At 38.3% G+C, this 26176-nt stretch carries 25 protein-coding genes; 9 read left to right on the forward strand and 16 right to left on the reverse strand.

The annotated features are described in order from the left end of the window. Positions 1 to 3 precede the first annotated feature (3 nt). Entirely contained in the window at positions 4 to 726 is a 723-nt protein-coding gene (locus H7U19_RS11885) for a 4'-phosphopantetheinyl transferase family protein (RefSeq protein ID WP_186562673.1), read from the forward strand. Positions 727 to 786: 60 nt separating this feature from the next. Here H7U19_RS11885 and glgP read toward each other — a convergent pair whose 3' ends face one another. The 6 genes from glgP to mnmE form a co-directional block, all read right to left on the reverse strand. Then, positions 787 to 2445 carry an alpha-glucan family phosphorylase gene (glgP, locus tag H7U19_RS11890; RefSeq protein WP_246454798.1) on the reverse strand — a complete coding sequence of 553 codons (1659 nt, stop codon included), beginning with the start codon at positions 2443 to 2445 and terminating at the stop codon, positions 787 to 789. An 87-nt stretch (positions 2446 to 2532) separates the two neighbouring features. Then, positions 2533 to 5685: a cytochrome c biogenesis protein CcsA gene (locus tag H7U19_RS11895; protein ID WP_343069100.1), complete on the reverse strand. Its 3153-nt coding sequence runs from the start codon at positions 5683 to 5685 to the stop codon at positions 2533 to 2535. 81 nt (positions 5686 to 5766) lie between these two features. Next, on the reverse strand, positions 5767 to 7266 hold the full coding sequence (gene nrfA, locus H7U19_RS11900; RefSeq protein WP_186562675.1) for an ammonia-forming cytochrome c nitrite reductase: 1500 nt from the start codon (positions 7264 to 7266) through the stop codon (positions 5767 to 5769). Between the two features lie 13 nt (positions 7267 to 7279). Next, positions 7280 to 7882 (reverse strand): cytochrome c nitrite reductase small subunit, encoded by a 603-nt coding sequence (nrfH, locus tag H7U19_RS11905; protein WP_186562677.1) that lies wholly within the window; start codon positions 7880 to 7882, stop codon positions 7280 to 7282. A gap of 258 nt (positions 7883 to 8140) precedes the next feature. After that, on the reverse strand, positions 8141 to 8431 hold the full coding sequence (locus H7U19_RS11910; protein ID WP_186562679.1) for a DUF2188 domain-containing protein: 291 nt from the start codon (positions 8429 to 8431) through the stop codon (positions 8141 to 8143). Between the two features lie 16 nt (positions 8432 to 8447). Next, positions 8448 to 9845: a tRNA uridine-5-carboxymethylaminomethyl(34) synthesis GTPase MnmE gene (gene mnmE, locus H7U19_RS11915; protein WP_186562681.1), complete on the reverse strand. Its 1398-nt coding sequence runs from the start codon at positions 9843 to 9845 to the stop codon at positions 8448 to 8450. A 427-nt stretch (positions 9846 to 10272) separates the two neighbouring features. Here mnmE and H7U19_RS11920 point away from each other — a divergent pair, with 427 nt between their 5' ends. Then, positions 10273 to 10689, forward strand: coding sequence for a hypothetical protein (locus H7U19_RS11920; RefSeq protein ID WP_186562683.1), 417 nt, complete (start codon positions 10273 to 10275; stop codon positions 10687 to 10689). On the opposite strand, the gene H7U19_RS11925 is transcribed toward H7U19_RS11920, so the two are convergent. From H7U19_RS11925 to H7U19_RS11945, 5 genes are all read right to left on the reverse strand, one after another. Beyond that, positions 10681 to 11508 carry a CvfB family protein gene (locus H7U19_RS11925; protein WP_186562684.1) on the reverse strand — a complete coding sequence of 276 codons (828 nt, stop codon included), beginning with the start codon at positions 11506 to 11508 and terminating at the stop codon, positions 10681 to 10683. The genes H7U19_RS11920 and H7U19_RS11925 overlap by 9 nt on opposite strands. A gap of 98 nt (positions 11509 to 11606) precedes the next feature. Then, positions 11607 to 11945, reverse strand: coding sequence for a DUF2853 family protein (locus tag H7U19_RS11930; protein WP_186562686.1), 339 nt, complete (start codon positions 11943 to 11945; stop codon positions 11607 to 11609). 337 nt (positions 11946 to 12282) lie between these two features. Then, on the reverse strand, positions 12283 to 14043 hold the full coding sequence (menD, locus tag H7U19_RS11935) for a 2-succinyl-5-enolpyruvyl-6-hydroxy-3-cyclohexene-1-carboxylate synthase (RefSeq protein WP_186562687.1): 1761 nt from the start codon (positions 14041 to 14043) through the stop codon (positions 12283 to 12285). 51 nt (positions 14044 to 14094) lie between these two features. Continuing rightward, the gene (locus H7U19_RS11940; RefSeq protein ID WP_246454799.1) at positions 14095 to 15192 is read right to left on the reverse strand and encodes a chorismate-binding protein; all 1098 of its coding nucleotides are present in this window, start codon (positions 15190 to 15192) and stop codon (positions 14095 to 14097) included. 24 nt (positions 15193 to 15216) lie between these two features. Beyond that, complete coding sequence (locus H7U19_RS11945; RefSeq protein WP_186562691.1) at positions 15217 to 15642, reverse strand: hotdog fold thioesterase; 426 nt, start codon at positions 15640 to 15642, stop codon at positions 15217 to 15219. A 38-nt stretch (positions 15643 to 15680) separates the two neighbouring features. Here H7U19_RS11945 and H7U19_RS11950 point away from each other — a divergent pair, with 38 nt between their 5' ends. Together H7U19_RS11950 and H7U19_RS11955 are read left to right on the forward strand one after the other, a co-directional pair. Beyond that, positions 15681 to 16262, forward strand: coding sequence for a GNAT family N-acetyltransferase (locus H7U19_RS11950; protein ID WP_186562693.1), 582 nt, complete (start codon positions 15681 to 15683; stop codon positions 16260 to 16262). 103 nt (positions 16263 to 16365) lie between these two features. Continuing rightward, on the forward strand, positions 16366 to 17229 hold the full coding sequence (locus tag H7U19_RS11955) for an AraC family transcriptional regulator (protein ID WP_186562695.1): 864 nt from the start codon (positions 16366 to 16368) through the stop codon (positions 17227 to 17229). 17 nt (positions 17230 to 17246) lie between these two features. On the opposite strand, the gene H7U19_RS11960 is transcribed toward H7U19_RS11955, so the two are convergent. From H7U19_RS11960 to H7U19_RS11975, 4 genes are all read right to left on the reverse strand, one after another. Next, positions 17247 to 18134, reverse strand: coding sequence for an NHL repeat-containing protein (locus tag H7U19_RS11960; protein WP_186562696.1), 888 nt, complete (start codon positions 18132 to 18134; stop codon positions 17247 to 17249). A gap of 114 nt (positions 18135 to 18248) precedes the next feature. Further along, the gene (gene murA, locus H7U19_RS11965; protein ID WP_186562698.1) at positions 18249 to 19556 is read right to left on the reverse strand and encodes a UDP-N-acetylglucosamine 1-carboxyvinyltransferase; all 1308 of its coding nucleotides are present in this window, start codon (positions 19554 to 19556) and stop codon (positions 18249 to 18251) included. An 8-nt stretch (positions 19557 to 19564) separates the two neighbouring features. Next, complete coding sequence (locus H7U19_RS11970) at positions 19565 to 20194, reverse strand: DUF4290 domain-containing protein (protein WP_186562700.1); 630 nt, start codon at positions 20192 to 20194, stop codon at positions 19565 to 19567. Between the two features lie 59 nt (positions 20195 to 20253). Beyond that, positions 20254 to 20547 (reverse strand): DUF493 family protein, encoded by a 294-nt coding sequence (locus tag H7U19_RS11975; protein WP_186562702.1) that lies wholly within the window; start codon positions 20545 to 20547, stop codon positions 20254 to 20256. 249 nt (positions 20548 to 20796) lie between these two features. Between H7U19_RS11975 and H7U19_RS11980 the strand changes: the two genes are divergently transcribed. The 5 genes from H7U19_RS11980 (at position 20797) to H7U19_RS12000 (ending at position 25334) form a co-directional block, all read left to right on the forward strand. Further along, positions 20797 to 21339 carry an AAA family ATPase gene (locus H7U19_RS11980; protein WP_186562704.1) on the forward strand — a complete coding sequence of 181 codons (543 nt, stop codon included), beginning with the start codon at positions 20797 to 20799 and terminating at the stop codon, positions 21337 to 21339. Continuing rightward, positions 21336 to 23243 (forward strand): RecQ family ATP-dependent DNA helicase, encoded by a 1908-nt coding sequence (locus tag H7U19_RS11985; RefSeq protein ID WP_186562706.1) that lies wholly within the window; start codon positions 21336 to 21338, stop codon positions 23241 to 23243. Before H7U19_RS11980 ends, H7U19_RS11985 begins: the two co-directional genes overlap by 4 nt. Next, positions 23240 to 24187 carry a methionyl-tRNA formyltransferase gene (gene fmt / locus H7U19_RS11990; RefSeq protein WP_186562708.1) on the forward strand — a complete coding sequence of 316 codons (948 nt, stop codon included), beginning with the start codon at positions 23240 to 23242 and terminating at the stop codon, positions 24185 to 24187. Before H7U19_RS11985 ends, fmt begins: the two co-directional genes overlap by 4 nt. Before the next feature lie 190 nt (positions 24188 to 24377). Beyond that, a complete protein-coding gene (locus H7U19_RS11995; RefSeq protein ID WP_092580684.1) occupies positions 24378 to 24650 on the forward strand; it encodes an HU family DNA-binding protein in 273 nt (90 codons plus the stop codon). A gap of 123 nt (positions 24651 to 24773) precedes the next feature. Further along, a complete protein-coding gene (locus H7U19_RS12000) occupies positions 24774 to 25334 on the forward strand; it encodes a YqgE/AlgH family protein (protein ID WP_186562710.1) in 561 nt (186 codons plus the stop codon). On the opposite strand, the gene H7U19_RS12005 is transcribed toward H7U19_RS12000, so the two are convergent. Next, entirely contained in the window at positions 25331 to 26173 is an 843-nt protein-coding gene (locus H7U19_RS12005; protein WP_186562712.1) for an aminotransferase class IV, read from the reverse strand. The two genes, H7U19_RS12000 and H7U19_RS12005, sit on opposite strands and share 4 nt — an antisense overlap. Positions 26174 to 26176 lie beyond the last annotated feature (3 nt).

The raw sequence follows: 26176 nt of genomic DNA on the forward strand, positions 1-26176 counted from the left end.
AAAATGGATAGCTCCAAAATAAATATTCTTGAGATTTCTAACGGAAACTGTCATGTTTGGATGGTGAATTTTAATGAAATGAAATCGAATATTTCTCTTTTTTCGAATCATTTATCGGATGATGAAAAACTGAGAGCCTCAAAATTCCACTTCAAAAAGGATGAGGAACGCTTTATTGTATTCAGAGGCATTTTGCGTTTCATTTCGGGAAAATATTTAAACTTAAAGCCTGAAGCAGTTACTTTTAAATATGGCGAATTTGGAAAACCGGAATTTGCACTGAAGGCGGACCTTAAATTTAATATCTCACATTCCAAAAATATGGCCGTGATGGGTTTTGTAAATAATTTTGATATTGGCATCGATATTGAATTTATGAAGTCGGATTTCCATGTGATGGATATCGCCGATAATTACTTTTCAAAACGTGAAATTGAGGACCTGCACCACTTTCCGGATTCCTTGCAAACTGAGGGGTTTTATAGATGTTGGACCAGAAAAGAGGCCTTTATAAAAGCAAAATCCAAGGGGCTCTCATTTCCCTTGGATGCTTTTTCGATCTCTATCGATTCGGACAATGAAGCCGAATTATATGAAACTTTATGGGACGCCAATGAAAAAGACTTATGGCACATCTCCCCTTTTGAAACCGCGAAGAACTATAAGGCCGCGTTGGCGATAAAAGGCAACATTGAAAAGGTAGATTACTTCGATTTCAAACTGTAATAAAAAAAAGCATCCACAATGTCATTGTGGATGCTTTAATTTGTTTTTGAGACATTCCTGTTAAAACAATTTCTTATAATAATCGTCAGCCATTCTTTGTGTGGTGAACTCTGGTATAACATCGTCCATGGCTGTAAACACAATGTCCTGCCACTTCTCTGGATTATCATAGAAGGTTGGAATCACTTTTTGCTCTAAAATTTCATAAAGATTATTGGTGTCCATTTTATCTTGATCCCAAATTGGTAAATTGTGATCTAAAGTCGGTAATACAAAACAATTATCGCCGTCCTTTACAAATTCAGGAATCCATCCATCGTTTGTCGATACATTTACCGAGCCGTTCATAGCTGCCGTCATCCCACTGGTTCCAGAGGCTTCACGCGTGATCCTTGGCGTATTCAACCATACGTCAGAACCGCATTTCAGCTTTCTCGACAATTCTATTTCATACCCCACCAAAACTGCCAAATTGCGCTCCATTTTAGAATGGTACACCAAATGATTAAACACACTAATCGCATCATAATCAAACGGGTAGGGTTTTCCTGCCCAGATAATTTGTACAGGGTATTTTTCGTTGTGGATCAATCTTTTAAATCGCTCAAAATCATGCAACAACAAATCTGCTCTTTTATAGGCAGCGAAACGTCTGGCCCAAACAAAGGTTAGCACATTTGGGTTAAATGTCTTTCCTGTTTGATGATATACTTCCTGACATAGTTCACTTTTCAATTCGAACTTTCGGAATTTATAACCGCCAGCATCCCTATGTTCCCAAGCATTTTTTATACTTTCGTCCTGCCAAAATTTTTGATTTTGCGCATTGGTAATGGGAATGATTTCACTGGTTCCGTAATAATCCTTCCACATATCGTTGGCCACTACGGCGTGAAGTTTCGAAACAGCATTGGCCTTTTTAGCCATTCTTAAAGCGGAAACCGTGTAGTTTATCATGCCGCCGTTTACCATTTCACGCTGAAGCTCTTCATCAGAAAGGGTACGTCCAAAAAAGCCACATCTGTTTAAGTGACGTGCCTCCCGCTCTTCATTTCCTGCTTTTTCCGGTGTATGAGTGGTAAATACCATTTGATCTTTAGTTACGCCCCTATCTCTCAAATAATAAAAGGCTGGCAACGCATGCCCTTCATTTAAATGATAGGTATCTGAACCACCCAAAGCCTGGACCACTTTCGCGCCCCCGATACCCAAAACAATACTTTGGGATACGCGTGTTACTGGGTTTCTATCGTATAAATGATTTGTTATGGTTCTTGATAAATGATCATTTCCGTCCACATCCGTTGTTAAAAAATACATCGGTACAGTGCCGAAAATTTCAGGTTTTAAAACATAAGCCCTTACTTTTACATGTGGATTGTCGTGCAACTTCACTTCAACCTCAATTCCGGTATCTTCTAAAAACTCAAAATGTTTCTCGTTAAATTCTGTACGCAAGCTATGGTCATCATTTCTGACTTGGTCGTAATATCCATACTTCCAAAGCATCCCAATTCCAATCATATTCTGCTTCAATTCATAACCGGAGCGCATATGAGAACCAGCCAAAAAGCCCAACCCCCCGGAATAGATATTGAATGCCTGATCGATACCAAATTCCATACTGAAATAAGCTACACGCTTTTTATAGTCATCTGCGGACTCGTAAGGATGATACCATTTACTATATATATGTTCTGTCATTGTTAATTGTTCCATTTAATTCCTTTTTAAAGTTGATTAATCTCATAGCAGATATGCAATATAAGATACTAGAAGTGAATTATCTAGATCAAAAAGCCGAAATTATATTGAACTTTTTAACGGTTTATCAACAGTGCGTTCCCTCCTGTAATAGGCCGTTATTGAAACAATTATAACCACCCCAACCAAAACATATATAAAAGTTGGGATAGGCAAAGGATCACCAGCCGCATAACTATGCAATCCTGAGAGGTAATAATTTACCCCGAAAGATGTCATAATAATAGAACCAAATGCAAATACGCTCGCCGTATTCAAAATATAACTGCTTTTTAGACCGGGAATAAGCCGAAGATGCAATACAATAGCGTACACAATAATACTGATTAAAGCCCAAGTTTCTTTGGGATCCCAAGCCCAATAGCGTCCCCAAGACTCATTGGCCCAAATACCTCCTAAAAATGTTCCCACTGCTAATACAAATAGACCTATGGTCATTGATATTTCGTTGATATAAGTCAGTTCCTTTATCCTGATTTCGATTTCTTGTTTCGATTTTTCGGTTTTGAAAATCATCAGCAAAAGCGCCATAAAACCTAATACAGCAGAAAGTGCCAAAGGGGCATAACTGCTTACAATGGTAGCCACATGGATTTTTAACCAAAAGGATTTTAATACAGGCATTAAGTTGGTGATTTCAGGGCTGAGCCAATCCAAATAACTAACAAATAGCAAAGCTCCGGAAAACAAAGTGGACAACGGCAGTGCAAAGTCTGATTTCCTAAAGGTTAGAAAGCCGCATAGCAATAATACCCAAGAGACAAATACGAGCATTTCGTAACCATTGCTCCATGGAGCATGTCCTGAGACGTACCATCTTAAAATAATATTTCCACCAAATATTATGAAACCTACCAATGTAAAAAGTATGATAGAGTTCCAGAAAAAATCTATAACTCTATTTTTAGTGAAAATTTTGGTTATTGCCAAAATCAACAGTATTGCCCCCAAGGTGAAAAATACTTGAAACAGCCAAAAATTTAAGTTAAGTTGATTGTACCACAATTCTGCCTCAATACGCTTTCTACTGGGAATAATGTCCTTACCCAAAACATTTTGAAACGTTTTAATATAACCCAATTTTTCGCTGGCCTCAATCCAATTGCGCTCGTTGATATCCTTAAAATATGTCGGAATGATTTGCTTCGCAAATTCACCGTCTTCAAAAGGAAAATCTTCAAAATGATGGGTTTGACTGTGCCATTTGTTGTTGTCATCATTGCCATTTGGAAATACCTTTAAATAATTCCCAGCGAAGACATTATAAAGAATATTAAATCGTTCATCAACCTTCAAAACTTCTTTGTCAAATTCACTGCGCTCAGCCGGTTTCTTTTGATTGGCCTTTTCCACAACTTCGTCTAAAATGTACTGTCCGTTGTTACCCAATAAATTGGTAAACGACACTAAACCATCTTCACTGATTTTTAGCCCCTCAAAAAGTTCGCCTCCCTTCTTTTTATCCACTTTTATCAGCGGTACATATTGCCAGATATTGGATGCGGACTGCATGGCCAAAAAGGCTTGGTTGGCACTCAACTTGACTGCTTTCCCATTTTCAGTAAACTTGAAATACGGTTTTCTGGAAAGCTTTCTCAAAAACTCCGAAGCCAAGGTATTCATTGGCTTAACCCGCCCGTCTAAATCCTGAACCATAAGCCTTCCAAATAAATCGGCGTGTTGTGCATCCACTTCCAATTGTTTAACAAGCTCAAGGTTGATTTCTGGTGTTTTGCTTTGAGAAAGAGCTACATTGAAAATGGAAAATAGCACAATAATCAGTGTAGCACTTTTTTGTTTCAAATGTTTCAAATTTTTATTGACCAAAGTGAATCGGGAAGATTTTCCAAAGAGGGTGAAAAACATACCAATCATCATCAAAAAATAACCAATATAAGTGATATTTGTACCCAAGGCATCATGGTTAACGGCTAGAACCGTACCCTTTTCATCGGTATCGTAACTGGCCTGAAAAAAGCGATACCCCTTATAATCCAGCACATTATTCATAAAAATACGGTGATCGATTTCTGTACCATTATCTATCACTTTTACCTCACTGGCATAAGATGATGGACTTGTGGACCCCGGATAACGCTCCAATTGAAAATCATTTAAATGAATAGAAAATGGAGTTATGATAGGTTCGGCTCCATAGGAAAGCGATACTTTTATATTATCAAAATCAATGGGATGTTGGGTAGGTAAAAAGCCTTCTCGATACAACAGTGTGCTTTGTTTGCTATCCTCCCCTACTTGAACATTTATGATCAAGGCATCATCCTTCTGCTCGTCATTATCCTTTGGCTTTTCAGATCCACTAGCCAAAGTGATTTTTCCTCTTGGATGATAGGACAAAGGGACAAAAGAAGCATCGCCATCACGATATAAGGTTCTTAAATTCATCGGTTGTACACTGTCTTTTTTCAATGTTGAAGCCGTTTCCGTAGCCATCACAAAAGCGCTTAAATCTCTTGGCGATAAAATTTTAAATGTGCCATTTTCCTCAATAATATTGATGACATCCTTTTCATCAACCTGGAATCCTATTTTATGTTGATGCTCTCCAATGGACTCAATCTCGCCTTTTTCTAAAAATACAGTCTCTCTGCCATTTCCGGCAGAAACTACCATTTGGAGCATTGGTTTCCCATTCTTAGCATCATCCTGGATTTCCGGAATAGCATCTGCCACAAATTCCTCGTAAGAGATGGTGATTGGTATCCCATTGAAATCACTTTCAATATTAAAATCATTATCACTTACAGGTGAAAAATCGATCCGCTTTTTAATCGTTTTTACGGCTTCACCTTTTGAAATATGAACATGCAAATAATTATTGTCCGAAATAATAACGTTTGAAGCATTTCCCTCACGGATACGCATAATACCGCCGTAAGACACATATCGAGTAATTCCTGCACCAATTAAAATGATGATGAAAGCTAGGTGAAATAGCAATAGTGCCCACTTTTCCCATCGCCAAAGCTTGTACTTGTATATACTCATGATGAATGATACTCCCAAGCCGAGCATTACCAGTTCAAACCACCAGCTATCGTAAATGAGTTTCCAAGCCGTAGCTGTCCCGTAATCATTTTCAATAAAGGTGGCTGTGGCCATTGAGACTGCAAAAACAAATAGAAAAACAACTGCCAAAATCGGAGAAGCAAAAAGACGATAAAATTTATTCACTTTAGATGATATGAAGTATGAAACAAAAGATACCTTACTAAAAGTTCAATAAGGTATCTTTATGTTGAATGTATTAAAATACTATTTTGCTACTGAAGACAGAGTGTTTATAGGCATTTTATCTTCCCTTGCTTTAGCTTCCTCAAGCCATTTTGGCAATAGGTTTTTTTTGAATTCCTCTTTCTCCTTATTAAGTTTTTCCATGTCCAAACCAATATATTCCTGGGCCTTATCTTTTGTGGAAATATCAGGCATTTCAATCGGTTGGTTATGCCCTAAATCCGCTAATAAACGCGCCAATTTAACACGCGCTTCCTGAGCAATTACGAGTCCGCTTCCCAGTATCCTTCCGACCTCAACAGGTGAATGGAAAGAAGCTCCATGGGCTGCGGCCGCGTAATCCCAACGCCATTGTCCATGGCGGATATCGGTTAAAATGGGTTTCATTTGTTCCTCCGATGCCCCCAATTCCCAGCACTTTTTAGCTTCCAAATGTGCTTTGACCAAGAGTCCTTCCAATTTCAATCTGTTCTCGGTTGCTTTTCGCTGTCTTTCATACACATTAGCAATCAATTTATTGGATTCCTGTCTATGACAAACTTGACAAGCATTGGAGGTATTATTTAAAGGTGATTGAATATGATGATCGGTAAATTTCTGTCCGCCCTCACTTTTATAAGGCATATGGCAATCTGCACAGGAAACGCCCCTATCTGCGTGCACCCCAGTGGTAAAAGTTTCGTATCCGGGGTGTTGCGCTTTTAACATGGGAGCTTTACTGAGTTTATGTGTCCAATCCGCAAACTCCATATCGTCATAGTATTTTTCCATGTCTTCAACCGTGGTACCATTTTTCCATGGGAACACTAAATATGGGGTACCTTCTTTTCCAGGTAAATTTTTGTTGAAATAGTATTCCACATGACATTGCGCACACACCAAGGAACGCATTTCGTTATGCGTGGCCTGATTGATATCTTTTCCCATGGCGTCGAAGGCCTCGACCAAAGCAGGTCTTGAGATTTGAAGTTTCATAGTTTTTGGATTGTGGCAGTCAGCACATCCAATTGGATTGACAACCTCAGCACCTTTATCCGCCCATTTGCCACTGTAAAACTCTGCTATCCCAATTTCATTCATCAACCTTGGTACGTCGGGGCTTTTACAGGTCCAGCATGTTGCAGGCATTGGGCCATCACCCTTTCCTTTTGGACCACCGGTTCTAAGACTGTTATGAATATCCTCAACCGCATAGGCATGCCCCCTACCTTGATTATAATCTTTGGAGAAGCCGTATCCCGCAAACAAGATGACCAAATTAGGATCTTCTTCCAAAACATCCCTCATATGTGATCCACCTTGGAATGATGCAAAAGAGGTATCTGAAGTTTGTAAAAAAGACTGGTATTCCTGCGGAAAATTTTCGCCCCAAACTGCATTTCTTGGTTCGTTTTCTGCAATGCTGACCTTTGGCGTGTACTTATATTTGGCTTCCGACTTTCTGTTTACAATACTTGAAGCCAATAGCCCCAGTAGAAAGACCACGATAAGGGTAACGATAAATAATACTTTGTTTTTCATGCGGTTTGCGTTTTTAGTCTTCTTGTTCTATCTGTTCTTCCATCCATTTTGGAATGACGAGTTCTTGCTGATCGGTGGGCAGGGGCGCCACATTATATTTTATAGTACTTAAGCCATGTACAGTGCCATGGGGCACGTTGACATGGCAACTCCAACACTGACGACCTGTTCTATTCTCCCTATGGTCGTCAATATAACTATCATATTTCGTCTGGGTAACTTGTTGCACATGGCAACGGATACAATTGCTTTGCACCACTTCCTGCGATGCTTCCTTCATTTCGATGACATCAGGCTCCATGCGAGCGGTGAATACTGAAGCATGGTACAAACCGTCCTTAGCCTTAAAATAGTATTTGTTGAAAACATTGTTATGAGGCACATGGCAGTCATTACAATTGGCATATTCCCTGTGTGAACTATGCATCCAGCTATTGTACATTGGGGTCATGACATGACAATTAACACAAGCCTGAGGATTGTCTGACATATAGGAAATCACCCTAGATTCCTTCGCCATAAATAGACCTAAACCAATAACAACAGCCATGAAGAATATGGCTGTTTTACGCCACCGTGTAGTCGTTGGCGGCAGTATTTTTTCTTTTACTTTCAATTTAGTTCGGCTAGTGTTTAAATTTAACCAATTAGTTTGTTATTCCAAACTTTTGTCAAAAGTAAAAGTCGATTTATTCTGAAAACATGATAAATATCAGGTAAAAAAGATTTTTTTGTCCTTTTTTATGCCGATAACCTTATTCCAGACGAATTCGATCCTCTAAATGAAGTCAAATAAAGTATATTGAAAATGCCTTAAGGTTATACTTTATAATTTAGAGATCGAAAAGAAAACTTTATTGCATAAAGAATGCTTCTACTTTTCCTTATAACTTATGCGTTCGCGAATACCACCACCAGCCCGATGGATTATGACGTCAGCATCATAGCGTTTTGCCAAGGTTTTAGCTTTTCTTATGGCCGTACTTTGCTTTCTGTGTTTTGAAGTAATTCGCTTGTTACCTTCCCTTCTAACAGCCCATCCTTCTTCATAAGGCACTACATGTTGGTGCCAAGTGCGTTTGCGAGTTTGCCTGTGTCCAAGAACTTTAAGTATTGCCTCTACTAATTCTTGAATAATATCCAATATTTTGTTTTCCTTAGACATAAATGAGTTCTTGCAGTTACTTCCCGATACAGAAATTAGCAAAAATATTACCTAGCAAATCTTCATTGGTTATCTCACCAGTAATCTCACCAAAATGGTATAAAGCCTGCCGGATATCGATAGCCAATAAATCTCCTGATAGGCCAGTTTCCAAACCATGTTGTACCTTTTGGATTTCTTCAAAAGCCTTCAAAAGAGCATCGTAATGGCGGGTATTTGTTACTATGGTTTCATCGTTTCGAAGGGCACCCGTATTCACGAAATTGGTCAAAGCGATCTTTAAATCTTCCACTCCTTTCTTGGTTTTGGCCGAAATAAGTTTGATATCGTCAATACTGACTTTAAGTACGTTCAGTTCTTTTTCGGAAATAGCATCGATTTTGTTGGCTATGACAACCAAAGGCTTTTGAGGATGTTTATTCTTTATTTTTTCAATTTCGACCGCAATACTTTCTACAGAAGATTTTTGGGCGAAAATAGATTCGGCATCAAAAAGATAAATCACTACCTGCGCTTGCTCAATCTTTTCAAAGGTCTTTTTTATTCCAATGCTTTCCACAACGTCTTTGGTATTCCGAATACCTGCCGTATCAATAAACCGGAAACCTATGCCACCGATAGTAATTTCATCTTCAATCGTATCGCGTGTGGTTCCTGCAATATCTGAAACGATGGCTCTTTCTTCATTTAATAAAGCATTCAACAATGTAGATTTACCCACATTTGGCTCCCCTACTATGGCAACGGGTATTCCATTTTTTATCACATTACCAACTGCGAACGAATCTATCAATCGCTTTAAAACAAATGTGATGCGCTCAATTAAATCCTTAAATTGCGTTCTGTCAGCAAACTCCACATCCTCTTCGGCAAAATCCAATTCCAATTCAATGAGAGAAGCAAAATTCAAAAGTTCTTCTCGAAGTTTTGCTATCTCAGAAGAAAAACCACCTCGCATTTGTTGCATGGCGATTTGATGCGAAGCTTCATTATCACTTGCAATTAAATCTGCTACAGCTTCAGCTTGACTCAAATCCAACTTTCCATTTAAAAATGCTCGCAATGTAAACTCTCCAGCATTCGCCATTCGACAGCCCTTCCGCAAAAACAACTGTATGATTTCCTGCTGGATATAATTTGACCCATGGCAGGATATTTCGACCACATCCTCACCTGTGTAAGAGTTCGGGTTTTTAAAAACAGATACTAAGACTTCATCCATCGTTTTGGTTTCATCTATAATATGACCTAAATGAATAGTATGCGTTTTTTGCTTGCCCAACAATTTACCCGAAACTGATTTAAATTGTTTTTCGGCCAATTTAATAGCATCCTTTCCTGATAAACGGATTATTGCAATGGCTCCAGCACCAGATGGAGTAGCCAATGCGACTATAGTGTCGTTTATTATCATACGGCAAAAATAAGAATTTAGAACGCTAGGAAAACATGTGCTTCAAAACAATACTTTTCAGTCAGACCTATTCACTTGCTTATTATCCTATTCAAAGAGATTGGTATATTAAGACTAAAAAATCTAGTACATCAATTCGTTATACTGATACTATTTTAAGACGTTCAAAATTTTAAACCATTTTGATTCGCTGTTCATTTGGAAAATTGCAATTCCAATTTTATTGTATGGAGAAACCCACAAGAAGCTGACATACAATGAATTAATTTGTTTTTTTAAATAACTATTTTATATTTGACTGCTATTAATTCAATGACTCTCTCAATTCCTGTGACTTACATGTTTTTTATGTGTCTGAATTAGAGACATCTAAATAGTTTTAAGTATAGTTTAACAGTTTAAAACTACGGGGGTAACGTTTTAACTTATGACAATTATTGATTCTGACTTCGCTGGCCAAATTTTAAAATTTGTGCAAAATAGATGGTCCAACATCTTCTTTTTAAAACAAATAGCCATTATTGAAATTAACGAAGGTATCCTTTTGAATATGGAGAACCTTGATATTATTCGAAAAGAACTCGTTTCTTATTATGGAAATGCTAAGCCTTTTGGAATTATTATGAATCGGGTGAATCCATATGAAGTTGACAATACCGGTGTCTTTTTATTGAAAGAAAAAACGGAAAATCTAGTGGTATCTGCTACGGTACATCATACTTTGGAGAGCAACTCTAGGGGTGATTTTAACTGTGCTGGACATTTGGTCTTCAACAATCTGTTCGATGCCCTAAACCAGATCCATCACAATGTTACCGTATGCGAGGAACTTTACTTAAACTAAGTAAATTCCATCTCCTTTAATTTCTATTTGACGCTGTTTGTATAAACTTCCAACGGCCTTTTTAAAGCTCTTTTTGCTCATATGAAGCACATTTTTAATATCCTCTGGGCTAGATTTATCGGTTAGATTTATAAAACCGCTATTGTCCTCAAGCTCCTTAAGAATACGCTGGGCGTTTGGCTCAATATTTCTATAGCCAACCTTTTCTAATGAAATGTCCAACTTATTCCCAGGCCTTATTTTTTTAACGACTCCTTTTAACTTGTCTCCCACACTAATGTCCTTAAAAATATTGTCCTTGTAAACGAGACCCAAATGCTTTTTGTTAACTATAACATTCCAACCAATGTCAGAAGGGTGAGAGGCTATCAAATCTACTTCTTCAAATTGCTCAACCGTCAACTCTTTATTATCCAAAAACCGATTGGTTTTACTTGAAGCTACCAGTCGATCAGTTTTTTCATCCAAATAACAGTACACCAAGTACCAGCCTCCGGGTTTCATTTTAAATGCCTGTTCCTTGAACGGACAAAACAATTCCTTCACTAATCCCCAATCTAAAAAAGCTCCAAAATTAGTCACTTGATTACATCGCAACAAAGCAAATTCTCCCTTTTTGATGTGGGGCATATCCGTAGAAGCCACAAGACGTTCTTCATTGTCCAGATATACAAATACATCAATTTTATCCCAAATTTTGAACTCGGCAGGCACATAGCGATTCGGCAGTAATACCTCCTCATCGTTGTCATCAATCAAATAGATGCCATGATCCGTTTCACGAAGTATTTCCAAAGTATTTATTTCCCCTAATTTCATAGGTTGCAAAGGTATGATTTTAGCAATGCGCCCTGCAAAAATGCGCATAAAAAAAGCGCTGCCATGGCAACGCTTTCAAAATATATTAAAACTTTCTATTAATAAACGGACTCTTTTCCAAAGTGCTTAGTTAACAAGTAATATACCACTGCTCTGTATTTGTTGCGATTAGATTGACCATATTGATCCATCACCTTAGCAATCGCACCATCCAAATCATCACCATCGCTCAACCCCAATTTTCCTTTAAGGAAGTTATTCTTAACAGTTTCCAACTCAGATGCGTCCGACCCTGAAACAGTAGATGCATCAGCATTATAAATTGATGGCCCACAGCCAATGGTTACTTTGGTCAATAAATCCATATCGGCACTTACGCCACATTTCTCTTTTAAATCTGCAGCATATTTTGCAATAAGCTCGTCACGTTTACTCATGATAAAAGTATTTTTTAAGGTTAATAATTATGATTTTTAAAGATAACTATTTTTTAGACACAGGGATTCTCGGCCGGTCACATTAACGCTATTTTAACCCGATTTGAGCATACGCCTATAAGATTTAATAAACAGCATTTACCTGACACACCCCTTAATCCCCTCTTGAATAGAGGGGAAACTCATACGCAACAGTATCCCTCCTATTCAAGGAGGAAGTAAGGGAGGTGTAAAATCTTTATATCCAATTGAAGCTTGACTTGTTTAAAAAAACAAGGATAGGCTTAGGTTTCCATTTCTTTAAAAATGAAATTGACCTCATAAAGAAAGTATGCAACTATTTTATGAAATCAAAATAATTCAAAAGCACCTCGTCATTTAGGTTCTTCGGTGTGAATATCTCCAACAGTTTTGGTTGTTCAGAAGCTTCATAAAATGAATTCAATCGTTCCTCCAGTTCCGATACATTTGAAGCATATCCATATTCAAAATTATACATGTTGCACAAATGTTTGGCATTCAAACCATGGGTAGTTTCAAAATAAGTATCGAAATTCTCGGTGTTTTTGTGCCCAGGCAGAATCCTGAAAATCCCGCCGCCTTGATTATTGATGAGGATAATCCTGAAATTCCTTGGAATATGATTGTTCCAAAGGGCATTACTGTCGTAAAAGAAACTCAAGTCACCAGTAATAAAAGTAGTTTGTTTTTCGCTGGCAACGGCGCAACCAATTGCTGTAGAAGTGCTGCCATCAATACCGCTTGTGCCTCGGTTGCAATATATTTCTAGAGTTTTGTTCAAACTGAACAATTGCGTATAGCGAATGGCCGAACTATTTCCCACTTGCAAAACAGTATTGCTGGGTATAGCTTCCAGAGCCTTGTTGAAAACCGTGAAATCGCAAAACGGAACTTCATTTAAATACTGTTCGTGCTTTTTTAAGCGGTGGTGTCTTACTTTTTTCCAAGTCGTTTTATAGTCGCTCTTTTTATAATGGGTGATTTTGGGCAAAAACGACTCAAAAAACAATTGTGGTGTTGTTTCAATGTGTTTGGACAAACTGAAAAATGTATCGTTAGCCTTCTTTTCATCGATATGCCAATGTTCTTTCGGCCTGTATTTTCGCAATAGTGCTTTTATTTTTTTTGAAACAATCAAACCACCAAAAGTCAACAAGATATCCGGTTGCAATGCCTTTTGCTCTTCTTCTGAAAGAGGTGCGATAATTTGATCAATGCTCGGAAAGAAACCCTTGTGGTGCAAATTAGAAGTGGTTTCTGTAAACACGATGACACTTTCGTCCTTCGAAATTTCCTCGAGCCATTGCCTATCGATAGTATTGGGATCATTAGTCCCGACCAAAATCATTTTTTTTGATACTGCCATCCATTCCTCAAAGCAATCTCGGAGCATGTGTTCATCAACAGCATTATCAGGTTTAGCCATTTCTACAACTTCTGGAGAAACCGAAAGTGCATCCACTGTTTCATAAAGGGGTTCGTCAAATGGAATATTCACATGAACGGGCCCTTTCTTTAATTTGGCAAAATTGATAGCCTTATTTAGCTCAATTTCATTGTGTTCTTGGATATCCTTTTGCAAGCCCAAAAAACGCTCAAACCTGTTTTCCAAGTTTTTCATGATAGGTAAATCCTCATGCACGGGTACGTTTTTCTCATCCTTTATGTCCAGTTTCAAATTTGCCGAATACAGTATGTGATTATCGAAAACGTTTCTTTGATTAATAGTCTGTCCGTCTCCAATCCCAATTAAGTGCTTAGGTCTGTCTGCCGATAAAACCATGAAAGGAATATCGCTGTAATACGCTTCGGCCACGGCCGGATAATAGTTGAGCAACGCACTACCTGAAGTACAGACCACAGCTATTGGTTCTTTTATTTGTTGAGCAATCCCCAAAGCGAAAAAAGCGGCACAGCGTTCGTCCACAATACTATAGCACTTAAAGAAAGGATCATTAGTAAAACCAATAGTCAGCGGTGCGTTTCGGCTACCGGGAGAAATAACTATGTTCTTTATGTTTTTGGCTTTGCACAGGGCAACTACAGTCTGAGCAAGAGGGATTTTTGGATATGTCATTTAGCTCATAAAAATCTAAATGCTAAAATAACAAATAGCCCTCAAACAACCTTACTGCAGGACCTTTTTCATTACCAGGGATTTTGAAACCGTTTCGGCCCACTCCTTTTCAGGATTAGAACTTTCGGTGATGCCACCACCAACGTAAATCATGGCTTTATCGCCCTGTATTTGCATACATCGAAGATTTACGTACAATTGTGTGGATGTCTTATTAAAGGTATAGGCACGGTTTTCAACATTTCGCCTTCCGGTTCTTGGCTTTGATTTGGTTTCAAAATTAAGCTCACCCAAAAAACCTGTGTAAAACTCGCGATTGTACTTTTCGTTATCGAGAATAAACCGTTGCGCATCAGCTTTAGGCACACCACAAACTGCAGGCGTAGGATGCAAGCTTTTCAATACCTCTTTAAAATCCAAAATTTCGGGATTTAAAACACCGTTAATTTGAGTATTTAAATGCAACAGATTACCCGCTCTTACGGTCTGAGTCTCTGACACTTTTATGTTTTGAATATAAGGTTCAATGTTTTCCAAAATAAAATCGGTAACAAATTGTTGCTCCTCCAATTCCTTGGCTTTCCAAGTGATATCGGTTGTACCTTCAAAACTTTGGGTTCCAGCCAAGGACATCATGGAAAATTGTCGCCCTTCAATTTTAAGTAAGGTTTCTGGTGTTGCACCCAACCATAGGCCTACTTTAGGATGATACCATATATAAACAAATGCAGAGGCATAGCTTGTCAGCAAATTTTTAAAAATCAAAAATGGGTTGGCCTCCTCTAAGTTAACCTCTTCTTTTCTTGAGAGCACTACTTTTTTAAGGGCTCCTGTTCCAATAACTTTCAACCCTCTTTTTACGAGTCCCAAATGAAATTCCTTTTCTCGTGAACTAATATTTGATTCAATGGGGAACTCTGTTTTTCCTGAAGCATTTACAAAGTTTGAAATGGAAATAACTTCTGAAATATTCAAAGGCAATATAACGGAATCTTCAGCTTCATCAAATGGTGAAAACACAAAACCTTTTTCATCAAATGTTTCAACTTTATAAAGCGCATCATTATTCTGAAGTATGGCTTTCACCTCGGTTCGGTTGGGCTTTCTATAGGCAACAAAGGGCAACCCTGATTCAAATTGTTGCTTCAAACGGTTAAAAAAATCCTGCAATTTTTATTTTTTTCTTGGTAATGAAATGGTAGTCAGTTTACAAAGGCACACGAGATTATCAGCCTCGTCGGTAACTTTAATTTCCATCAACTGCGTGGTTCTTCCTTTGTGTATATAGCTCGCCCTCGCGTAAATATAACCTTCTCTTACCCCCTTTAAATGGTTGGCTGAAATCTCTATGCCACGCACAAACACCTGCTCTAAATCCATTAAAATTTCGGCTGCAAAACTGCCAATAGTTTCGGCTAAAGCTACAGTAGCCCCACCATGCAACACTCCTTCTGGTTGATGCACTTTTGGCGTAACGGGCATTCGACCAATTACAAAATCCTCCCCAAGGTCAACGATATCGATATCCAACAGTTCGATAAGATTGCCCTGCTTCATTTTATTAAATTGCTCGATGATGTCTGCTTTGGGTAATGGCATTGAATTCTTTTTTATTTTTAGGCTTGTAAAAATACGAAATGACCGCTACCCTTGAAAATACCCGTGTAAAATTATCGCCCTTAACCCTAAACAATTATCATCATTTGATTGAAATTGCCAAGGAACCCAAACTGGTACAATATTCACCCAGCAAAATTGATACTCCTGAGGATTTAAAACTTTACGTAAAAACTGCATTGGAAGCCCAAAAAAATAAGACCGCTATTCCTTTCATTATTTATGACAAGGAAAAACAGATGTATGCGGGTTGTACACGTTTTGGACTCATTAATTGGAACAATAAAGTGCTACATATCGGCTGGACGTGGATGGGCAAAACGTTTCAAGGCACAGGCTTAAACGGGGAAATGAAATTCTTAATGTTGCAATATGCTTTTGAAAACCTAAAGTTTGACAAAGTTGAATTTCGTGTGGATGAACGCAACATGCGCTCAAGAAAAGCTGTTGAAAAATTGGGTGCTACCCTTGAAGGTATTTTGAGAAAAGACACACTAATGTTGGACGGGTTTAAACGAAGTACTTGTTGTTACGGGATATTGAGGGAGGAATGGGACACATTTAAGCATACCATTTTTGCGGGGTTTAAGCCGTTTACCTAACACTTTATTTTTTTTGTCTTCCACTTGTGGCATACCTGTATTCCGCAAGAATGGAAAAGTGATTCCCATAAACATCTTTTACATTTGTGAAAGATAATTCAAGATGAAACCAAAGCAGGACAACAAATCATTTTATGCCGAGCGCCTTAATGTTATTATTGAGTACATCAATAATCATTTGGAAGAAAGGATTGATATTAAAACCTTAGCGGACCTTTCGCATTTTTCGCCGTTTCATTTTCATCGCATAAGCCGGGCACTTTTAGGGGAGCCTATCGGGAAATATATTTCGCGCATGAGGATTGAAACGGGGGCTAAACTACTGAGATATTCCAATGAACCAGTAGAAAATATTGCTTACAGTGTCGGTTTTGAAACGCCATCCTCTTTTTCAAAAGCGTTCAAGTCTCATTTGGGCATTTCGCCATCAGAATATCGAAAAAATAAATCATTCTCAATCATTAAATCGAATATTATGGAAACACCAACACTTAACATCAAAACCCCTAAAATTCAGGAAATTGAAGACAAAAAATGCCTTTATTTAAGGATGCAAGGCGCTTATCAAAATTTAGATTATGCCGGAGCCTGGGAAAAACTATGGGAACAAGTAAAAGCACAAAAGTTGTTTACCAAAGGGATTCAACATATTGGATTGCCCCATGACGACCCCCAAGTTACCGATGAGGACAAAATAAGATATGATGCTTGCCTCATTATTCACAAAGACGCCAAACCGACGGGTGATATTGGGGTAAAAACTTTAAAAGGTGGCAAGTTTGCGGTATTCCTGTATCAAGGGTCGTACAAATATTTTGCTGAAGTCTATGACCACATTTTCAACGAATGGCTTCTTGATAGTGAACACGAATTACGAGACGAACCTGTTAGGGAACGCTACATAAGCCACCCTGACCGCGTTGCCGAGGAAAAGTTGAAAACGGAATTTTATGTTCCCATAAAATAGGAGACACTAAAATCCGGCTACTCAAATTTCAATTTATAGGCCATCACCCTATTATGAAAAAAGGTGGGCACTAACAAAGTTTGGGTGGACGGAATATAATCGATATCCGCCGCATTAATTTTTTTATCCCGAGTATCCAGCAATTGGGTTTTGCTCCAATCTTTTTGATTGATATAAAAAATCTCGCCCTGCCAACTGGATACTATAAAATCTCCATTTTCCAACCGGACTATACCATCACCATGACCAATTTCGGTAGTCAACGTTTTAAATGAATTATCCTTTGGGTTGTAGAATCCAAAATTATGAGACCTGGAAGCCGCATAGAATATTCCCTCTTCTTGGTAAAGCAAACCGTTCAGTCTTCCTAAACTGTCTTTTGCAATTAGTTTGACGCCATTCTCAACTTGATAGATGCCGTCACTATTTGAGCCAGAAACATAAACAGCATTATTAGATACTGTGATGTCATTTAATTGTGGTGAGCCATCCACCTTATGCCGTGCAGTCATTGTCTTTGTGGCAATATCAATTTCTACCACCTCATCAATATCGCTAACATACAATTTACCATTCAAAATCCCCATGCCTTTTGGTCCACTAAGCCCTTCGGCCCATTTCAAATCCAAAATCTCTCCTTTTGTATTTAAAGTAGAAATGAAACCATTATTATCCTTTTCCCATGGTGAATTATTCACGTTGGCTACAAATATAGTTTGTGATGTTTTGTCGTAAAGCACAGCTTCGCAGGTGGTCAACAATGAATCCGTTTGCCATAGTATTTCCAATGAAGGCTTTGGCTCTACAATTTCCGGAACAAGGTCCACCTTGTCGGCGCCCTTTTTCTTGTTGCAGGACAGTAATAAAGTGAAGGCAAGAATGGTAAACAATAGTAAGCTTCTCATAATTCGGTTTTTAACTTATGGTAAATAAACAAATAATGGGTAACATTTAAATCGAACCGCTGTAAAAAGCTAAAAGTCCCCTAAGATTGCTCAGAAAACACTGAAAGATAGGATTTATACCCTTTCAATTTTTGCGCCAATGGCACGCAAACGCTCATCGATGTTTTCATAACCACGATCAATCTGCTCAATATTTTGAATGGTAGATGTACCTTTTGCAGACAATGCTGCAATTAACAACGAAACGCCAGCCCTAATATCTGGTGATGTCATCGTTGTGGCCTTTAATGTCGATTTAAAATCATGTCCAATTACAGTTGCCCTGTGCGGATCGCATAAAATAATTTTTGCTCCCATATCGATCAATTTATCCACAAAGAACAAACGGCTTTCAAACATTTTTTGATGGATCAGCACACTGCCCCGAGCCTGGGTGGCTACCACCAAAATAATACTCAACAAGTCAGGCGTAAATCCGGGCCATGGTGCATCTGCAATCGTTAAGATGGAACCATCAATAAAGCTTTGGATTTCATAACCGTTGGTATGCGCTGGAATGTGTATATCATCCCCCTGTTTTTCAACCGTGATGCCCAGTTTTCTGAATACATTGGGGATGACGCCTAAATCATCCCAACTCACGTTTTTAATGGTAAGCTCACTCTTGGTCATAGCAGCAAGTCCAATCCAACTGCCTATTTCAATCATATCCGGAAGCATGGTGTGCTCGGTCCCGCCAAGGTTATCCACACCATCAATTACTAGTAAATTAGAACCTACCCCACTAATTTTTGCTCCCATTCGATTGAGCATTTTGCACAATTGCTGCAGATAGGGTTCGCAGGCGGCGTTGTAAATAGTAGTTTGTCCTTCGGCCAGAACGGCAGCCATAACAATGTTTGCAGTTCCTGTAACTGAGGCTTCTTCCAAAAGCATATAAGTGCCTTTTAATTTTTTGGCCTCCACACCATAAAACTGTTCTTCTTTACTGTAGCCAAATTTTGCACCTAATTTAATAAGTCCCTCAAAATGGGTATCCAAACGACGGCGACCAATTTTATCACCTCCTGGTTTTGGGATATATCCACGGCCAAAACGCGCTAACAAAGGCCCAACAATCATTATGGAGCCTCGCAATCCACGACCATCAATTTTAAACTGGTCGGATTCCAAATATTTCAGGTCCAAATCGTCTGCCTGGAAAGTATATTTGCCGTTTGAGATTTTTTCAACTTTAACGCCAAGCTTTTTCAGCAAACTGATCAGCTTATTAACATCTACAATATCCGGAATGTTGTTAAGGGTAACTTTTTCTGGCGTGAGCAAAACGGCGCACAAAACCTGTAAGGCTTCATTTTTAGCACCTTGAGGCTGAATGCTTCCCTTTAGCTGGTGGCCTCCTTCAATTTTGAATGTTCCCATAAATAGATTTAGTGGCGTCTTTTAGAGCGGTTAGACCCTTTTTTCTTTTTGTTGCTATACTTTCCTTTGGAGCGCATCAAACTGCTGGAATCGGATAGATCCTCTTCAGAATTTCGCAAATCGATTTTACCGTTAGAAAGTTCGTAAAGATGGTCGAAAATTACGCCATCCTCAACGGTGTCTTTATTCCAGTTCAAAAAGCATTTTTTCATGTGGTTGGCAATGGTAAATACCAGGGCTTCCTTTAATTCACCATCCTCCCAAGTATTGGCCACGTCAATCATCGTTTTGATATTATTACCATAAAAACGATACTTCGGGTGGTTTTGGGGATAATTTAAAGGTTCGGGGCGCTCAGAAAGCACTTCTTTCGAAGGCTTCGGAAACGGCGAATCCACATCCAATTCAAAATTGGACATGATAAATAACTGATCCCATAATTTATGCTGAAAGTCGGGCACATCCCTTAAGTGGGGCTGTAAATTTCCCATTACGGAAATGATAGCTTTGGCCAATCGTTCACGTTCCTCTTTACTTTCTTGGCTTTTGGCGTAATTAATCATCTTTTGAAGATGACGCCCATATTCGGGAATAATCAAATGCTCCCGCTCGGTATTATATTCTAAATTGTCAATCACAATAAAAGTGTAGTATTAAAATTCAATGAAGTTGTATGGGTGCAAAATACGAAAAAAAACTAAAGGCTGATAACCCCTTTGATTTTTTCGGCTACCTCTTTGTACTTGCCAATTACGGCATCCGGATCCTTCATTTTTACATTGATGGACACGCTGGTATATTTCCCGTTTTTGGACTCCGTTGTAGTAATAACCGCACCCATATTATCAAAAAGTGAACCTACTTTTTTTATTTCCGAAGTATCTGTCTTCACAATGAATTTATAAAGATATTCACTGGGCCAAAGCGCCGTATCGTACAACTGCGCCCTTAATTTTTTGTAGAATTCATCCTGATTTGAAGAGGTGCTCATAGCCTGCTTTTAAGGCTACAAAAGTACATGAATTTTTTCATTTGAAAATTCATCGAAACCAAATTAAAAAATTATATGGACTAGCGTAGCGCCTGCCTGCCGGCAAAGGCAGGGTTAATGATGTGAAACTAAATTTTGTACTTTTATATAAGACAAAATTTAGTTTTTTTACAGAAGAAATATAACGTTTAGTTTCTATTTTTTTTAAAGCAATTAAATCCCGAATTTTACATTCAAATTTAATTCACTTTGAAGGTAAAAAAAGTTGTTATCACCGGTGGCCCAGGAACTGGAAAATCCTCTATTATCAATGAACTTGAAGCTAGAAACCATATTTGCTTCAAGGAAATTTCGAGGCAAATTACACTTGATGCACAAAAGGAAGGTGTCGACCAACTTTTTTTGACCAACCCTTTATTGTTCAGCGAGTTGCTTTTAAAAGGGCGGATAAAACAATTTAAGAAGGCCGACCACTTGGAAACTGAAGTTGTTTTTTTTGACAGGGGCATTCCCGATGTTTTAGCCTATATGAATTTTGTAGGCGATACTTTTCCCAAAGATTTTGTTGATGTCACAAAGCAGTCCATTTACGATACTGTTTTTATTTTAAAACCATGGAGAGCCATCTATAAAAGTGACAATGAGCGCTATGAAAATTTTGAGCAATCCGAAGAGATTTATAAGCATTTGCTAAACACCTATTCCATATATAATTATAAACCGATTGATGTCCCTTTTGGAACGGTTGAAGCTAGAACCGACTTCATTTTAAAAACGCTTCATTTAAAATGAACCAGCACCCCATAAATATATTGGAACGTTACTGGAAATTCACTTCTTTTCGTGAAAACCAGGAGGACATTATTAATTCCGTTATTGATGGCGAAGACGTTTTTGTACTGATGCCAACAGGTGGTGGCAAATCGCTTTGCTTTCAAATTCCAGCTTTGGCTAAAGATGGTGTATGCATTGTGATTTCGCCCCTTATAGCCTTGATGAAAGACCAAGTGCAAGCTCTAAAGGACAAGGGCATTAAAGCGATTGCCTTAACAAGCGGTATTCCCAAAAATGAAATTGACACACTTTTGGATAATTGCATTTACGGAAATTACAAATTTTTGTACCTCTCCCCCGAACGTTTGCAACAAGAGTTGGTCCAGGATAGGATACGACAGATGAACGTCAATTTAATTGCAGTGGATGAAGCGCATTGTATATCGCAATGGGGCAACGATTTTAGGCCGGCTTATAAAAATATTGTACAACTGAGGCGTTTGCACCCCTCCGTAAATATGGTAGCACTCACGGCAACGGCAATCCCAAAGGTAGTAGATGACATATCCAAAGAGTTGGATTTTATTAGCCCCAAAATCTTCAAGCAATCTTTTGCCAGACCGAATTTAGGCTATATGGTTTTGCACGAAGAGGACAAATATTATCGGTTAATCAGCATTTTAAAGAAATATCAAGAATCGTCCATTGTATATGTTAGAAATAGACGATCTACTTTGGAAATAAGTACGATGCTCAATACAAAAGGTATTAGCGCGACTTTCTATCACGGTGGCTTGAATATTGACGAAAAGAACAGCAATATGAACACCTGGATGCAGAACCAAAAGCAGGTAATGGTGGCAACAAATGCATTTGGGATGGGTATCGACAAGCCAGACGTAAAGACGGTGATCCATTTAAATTTGCCCGAAAGCATCGAAAGCTATTTTCAGGAAGCAGGGCGTGCCGGTCGAAATGGCGAAACTTCGTTTGCCGTGATGCTAAAAAATAATAGTGACGAGCTGACAGTTAAGGGTCAGTTTCTGAAAGTATTACCATCCGTGGATTACATCAAGCAGGTGTATCGTAAACTGTGCAATTACTTTCAAATATCTTATGGTGAAGGCGATTACACCACCCATGATTTTGATTTCAATCGGTTTTGCAATACCTATAATTTTGACGGAAGGCTTTGCTATAATGCCCTTTCCGCACTTGACAGAAATAGTATTATCAACCTTTCCAATCGATTTAAAAACAAGGTTTTAGTTCAGTTTGTATCAAGCAACAATGCCATTTTTCAATATTTGGAGCATCACAAGGATTTTGAAGTAATAGTAAAATCTATTTTGAGATCCTACGGAGGCATTTTTGACCATGAAATCGATATTCACACCTTAAAAATGGCTGAAAAAGCTTCTGTTTCCGAGCAAAAAGTGATTCAAACATTACAGCAATTAGCTAGGGACGGCATCATTACCTTGCACCATTCGAAAACCGATGCACAAATCACCTTCATCGAGCCGCGTGAAGACGACAAAACCATCAATCGAATTGCGAAAATCATCAAACAGCAAAACAAAATAAAGGAAGAACGCATCAAGGCGATGATTAACTATGTCAACAATAATGAGGTGTGCAAAAGTATGCAACTCCTCAATTATTTTGGCGAAAAGGGTTTGAAGCCTTGTGGCTCATGTTCAGTATGTTCAAAGGGAAAACCAAAATCCTCCACCGTTTCTTCCGACGATTTAAGGCATCAAATTATTAAATTATTGGAATCGGGCGAGCAACCATCACGACGTATTACTAAAATTATTGGCTGTACCGACCATCAAACAAAAGAGGCACTAAAATTGCTATTGGAGCATAAAATTATTAGTATAACAAAATCAAACACTTACAAACTAAGTCATTTATGAGGGATTTAAGAATTGTTTTTATGGGTACTCCGGATTTTGCGGTAGCTACGCTGCAAACTTTGGTGGAAGCCACCTGCAACATAGTTGGAGTTATCACAGCGCCAGACAGACCTGCCGGACGCGGACGAAAACTCAACGAGAGTGCTGTAAAGCAATATGCCAAGGAAGCAGGGTTACACATTTTGCAACCCACAAATTTAAAGAGCGACTCTTTTATCGAGGAGTTAAAATCACTTAAGGCCAATCTTCAAATTGTAGTAGCGTTTAGAATGTTGCCCAAAGTAGTATGGCAAATGCCTAAATATGGCACCTTTAATCTTCATGCGTCGCTATTACCAAATTACCGGGGGGCAGCGCCTATCAATTGGGCTATTATTAATGGAGAAACCAAAACTGGAGTTTCCACCTTTTTTATAGACGAAAAAATTGATACAGGTGAAATGATTCTTCAGAAAGAAGTAGAAATTGAACCCACAGAAAATGCAGGAAGCCTTCATGATAAATTGATGCATCTTGGAAGTAAGTTGGTTTTAGACACGGTTCAACTCATAGAAAAAGGGGATGTCACTACAACACCCCAACTTGAAATCGATGATTTAAAAACGGCTTATAAATTAAATAGGGACAATTGTAAAATTGATTGGACAAATGATATTGATAGCATTTACAATCAAATAAGGGGCCTGAGCCCCTACCCCGCGGCTTGGTGCGAACTAATCAACGGCGATGACCTTTTAGATATTAAAATTTACGAAGCCTCCAAAACAATGGCACCGCACAATTACGACATAGGTTCAATTATTACTTCAAAGCACGGACTGAAAGTGGCAGTGGCCGAGGGCTATGTCGAAATCCAAAAAATTAAGCTTCCCGGAAAGAAATTGATGGACACAAAATCCTTGTTGAACGGATATCCTGTCGAAAGCAATGCCAAAGTACGCTAAGCCCTTATATTTACTCACATTGTGAAAAATTCGTTAAAATGCATATCCTTTATCAACAAATGCTATAAGTTATCAACAAAACCTCGTTTTTCCCTTGCCATTACTTGCATGAATGCATAATCCGTATAAATTTGTAGAGGATTTAACGAAAAAAGTTTAACCAATTTATTAATATTTTAAAATTTACATTATGAACAAAACAGATTTAATCGATGCAATGGCAGAACACGCAGGAATCACTAAAGCAGCTGCTAAAAAGGCTTTAGAGTGCGCACTTATCGAAATAGAAGGTGCATTACAGAAAGGTAACAGAGTTTCTTTAGTTGGTTTTGGTTCTTGGTCAGTTTCTAAAAGATCTGCAAGAGAAGGAAGAAACCCTCAAACTGGTGAGACTATCAAAATCAAAGCTAAAAACGTGGTTAAGTTTAAGGCTGGATCTGATTTATCAAGCGCTGTAAACTAATTTTTTTACAGAACAAAATAATAGCAAAGTGCCTTCCCTAACGGGAAGGCATTTTTTTATGCACCATTCAAAAGTTGGATAATTCATAAAATAATCTTAGATTTAATTATTAATTCATAGCACATGACGAGCACTACGCCCAAAAAAGGGGATTTGTTGATAGCTGAACCGGCCATAATTGGTGATGTATCTTTCAATCGCTCGATTGTATTATTGGCGGACCACAATGCCGATGGTTCGATTGGATTTATCCTCAACAAACCTTTGGACTATACTATCAGCGATTTGATTCCGGAGGTGGAAGCTTCTTTTAAAGTGTATAATGGCGGGCCGGTGGAGCAGGACAATCTCTACTTTATCCATAAAGTGCCACAGTTAATTCCCGATAGTATAGAAATATCTTTAGGAATTTATTGGGGCGGGGATTTTAATAGGGTGGCCGAGCTGATTGCCAACAGCACCATTAATGAAAATGACATAAAGTTTTTCCTAGGCTATTCGGGTTGGGATGCCAATCAATTGGAAAATGAATTAAAGGCCAGTTCGTGGGTGGTTTCTGAGAATGTTTACGAAAAGAACATTATTGAAAAGGACTATGAATCTTTTTGGAAAGAAAAAATGCTCGAACTTGGGGGTGAATACAGTATTTGGTCCAACGCACCCGAAAACCCAAATTACAACTAGCCCAATCTTATCTTGGTATTTAACTTTTCTAATAGCATTTTAGCAACTTTGTTCTCAAACTGTTTCTTTCTATATTTCGAAATCGGTTGAATACCTTTAATCACATTGGTTATAAACAGTTCGTCCGCTTTTTGCAGTTCGAACGGAGAAATGGAATCTTCAACAATGTTATATTCACCTAAGCCTTTATCCATAGCAAGCAATTGGGTCCTTAGTACACCCTTTAAACATCCGTCTGTCAAAGGAGCCGTTTTTATGGTATTGCCTTTTACTAAAAAAACATTGCCGTTAAGTGCTTCTACAACCATTTTATTAGTATTCAGCAACAAACAATTATCAAGGTCATTTTCATTGGCAAAAATACTACCCACCACGTTAATCGCTTTGTTATTAGTTTTCAATGTTGAAAGTAAGGTTGGCGCGACATAATAATCCTTAAACAAATCCACCTCATATTTGAAATCGTTAAGAATGAAAACATCATTATCTAAAGGCTTTGTACTGATATTGAAACCGATCGCATTTTGAAAGGGCAAGTATAACCCACCTTCATTTCTGTGCACAGTTAATTTCACCCGAGAATTATCATTTTCAAGTCCGTTGGCTTCTAAAGTGGATTGGATTTGAGTTTCCAAAAATTCCATGGTGAAGTTCATAGGAATATCCATTCGCATTATCCGCATGGAGGCCATCAATCTAAAATAATGATCTTCCCAAAATAGCAGTTTGCCATTGGCCACTTTTATAGTTTCAAAAAGCGCATCACCGTATGCATATCCCCTATTATTGATGGAAATATGTGTAGTATCCTCTAAAATAGTGCCGTTAAAATTTGTCATAAA

This window comes from Hyunsoonleella aquatilis, assembly GCF_014270105.1.
Taxonomy (GTDB): domain Bacteria; phylum Bacteroidota; class Bacteroidia; order Flavobacteriales; family Flavobacteriaceae; genus Jejuia; species Jejuia aquatilis.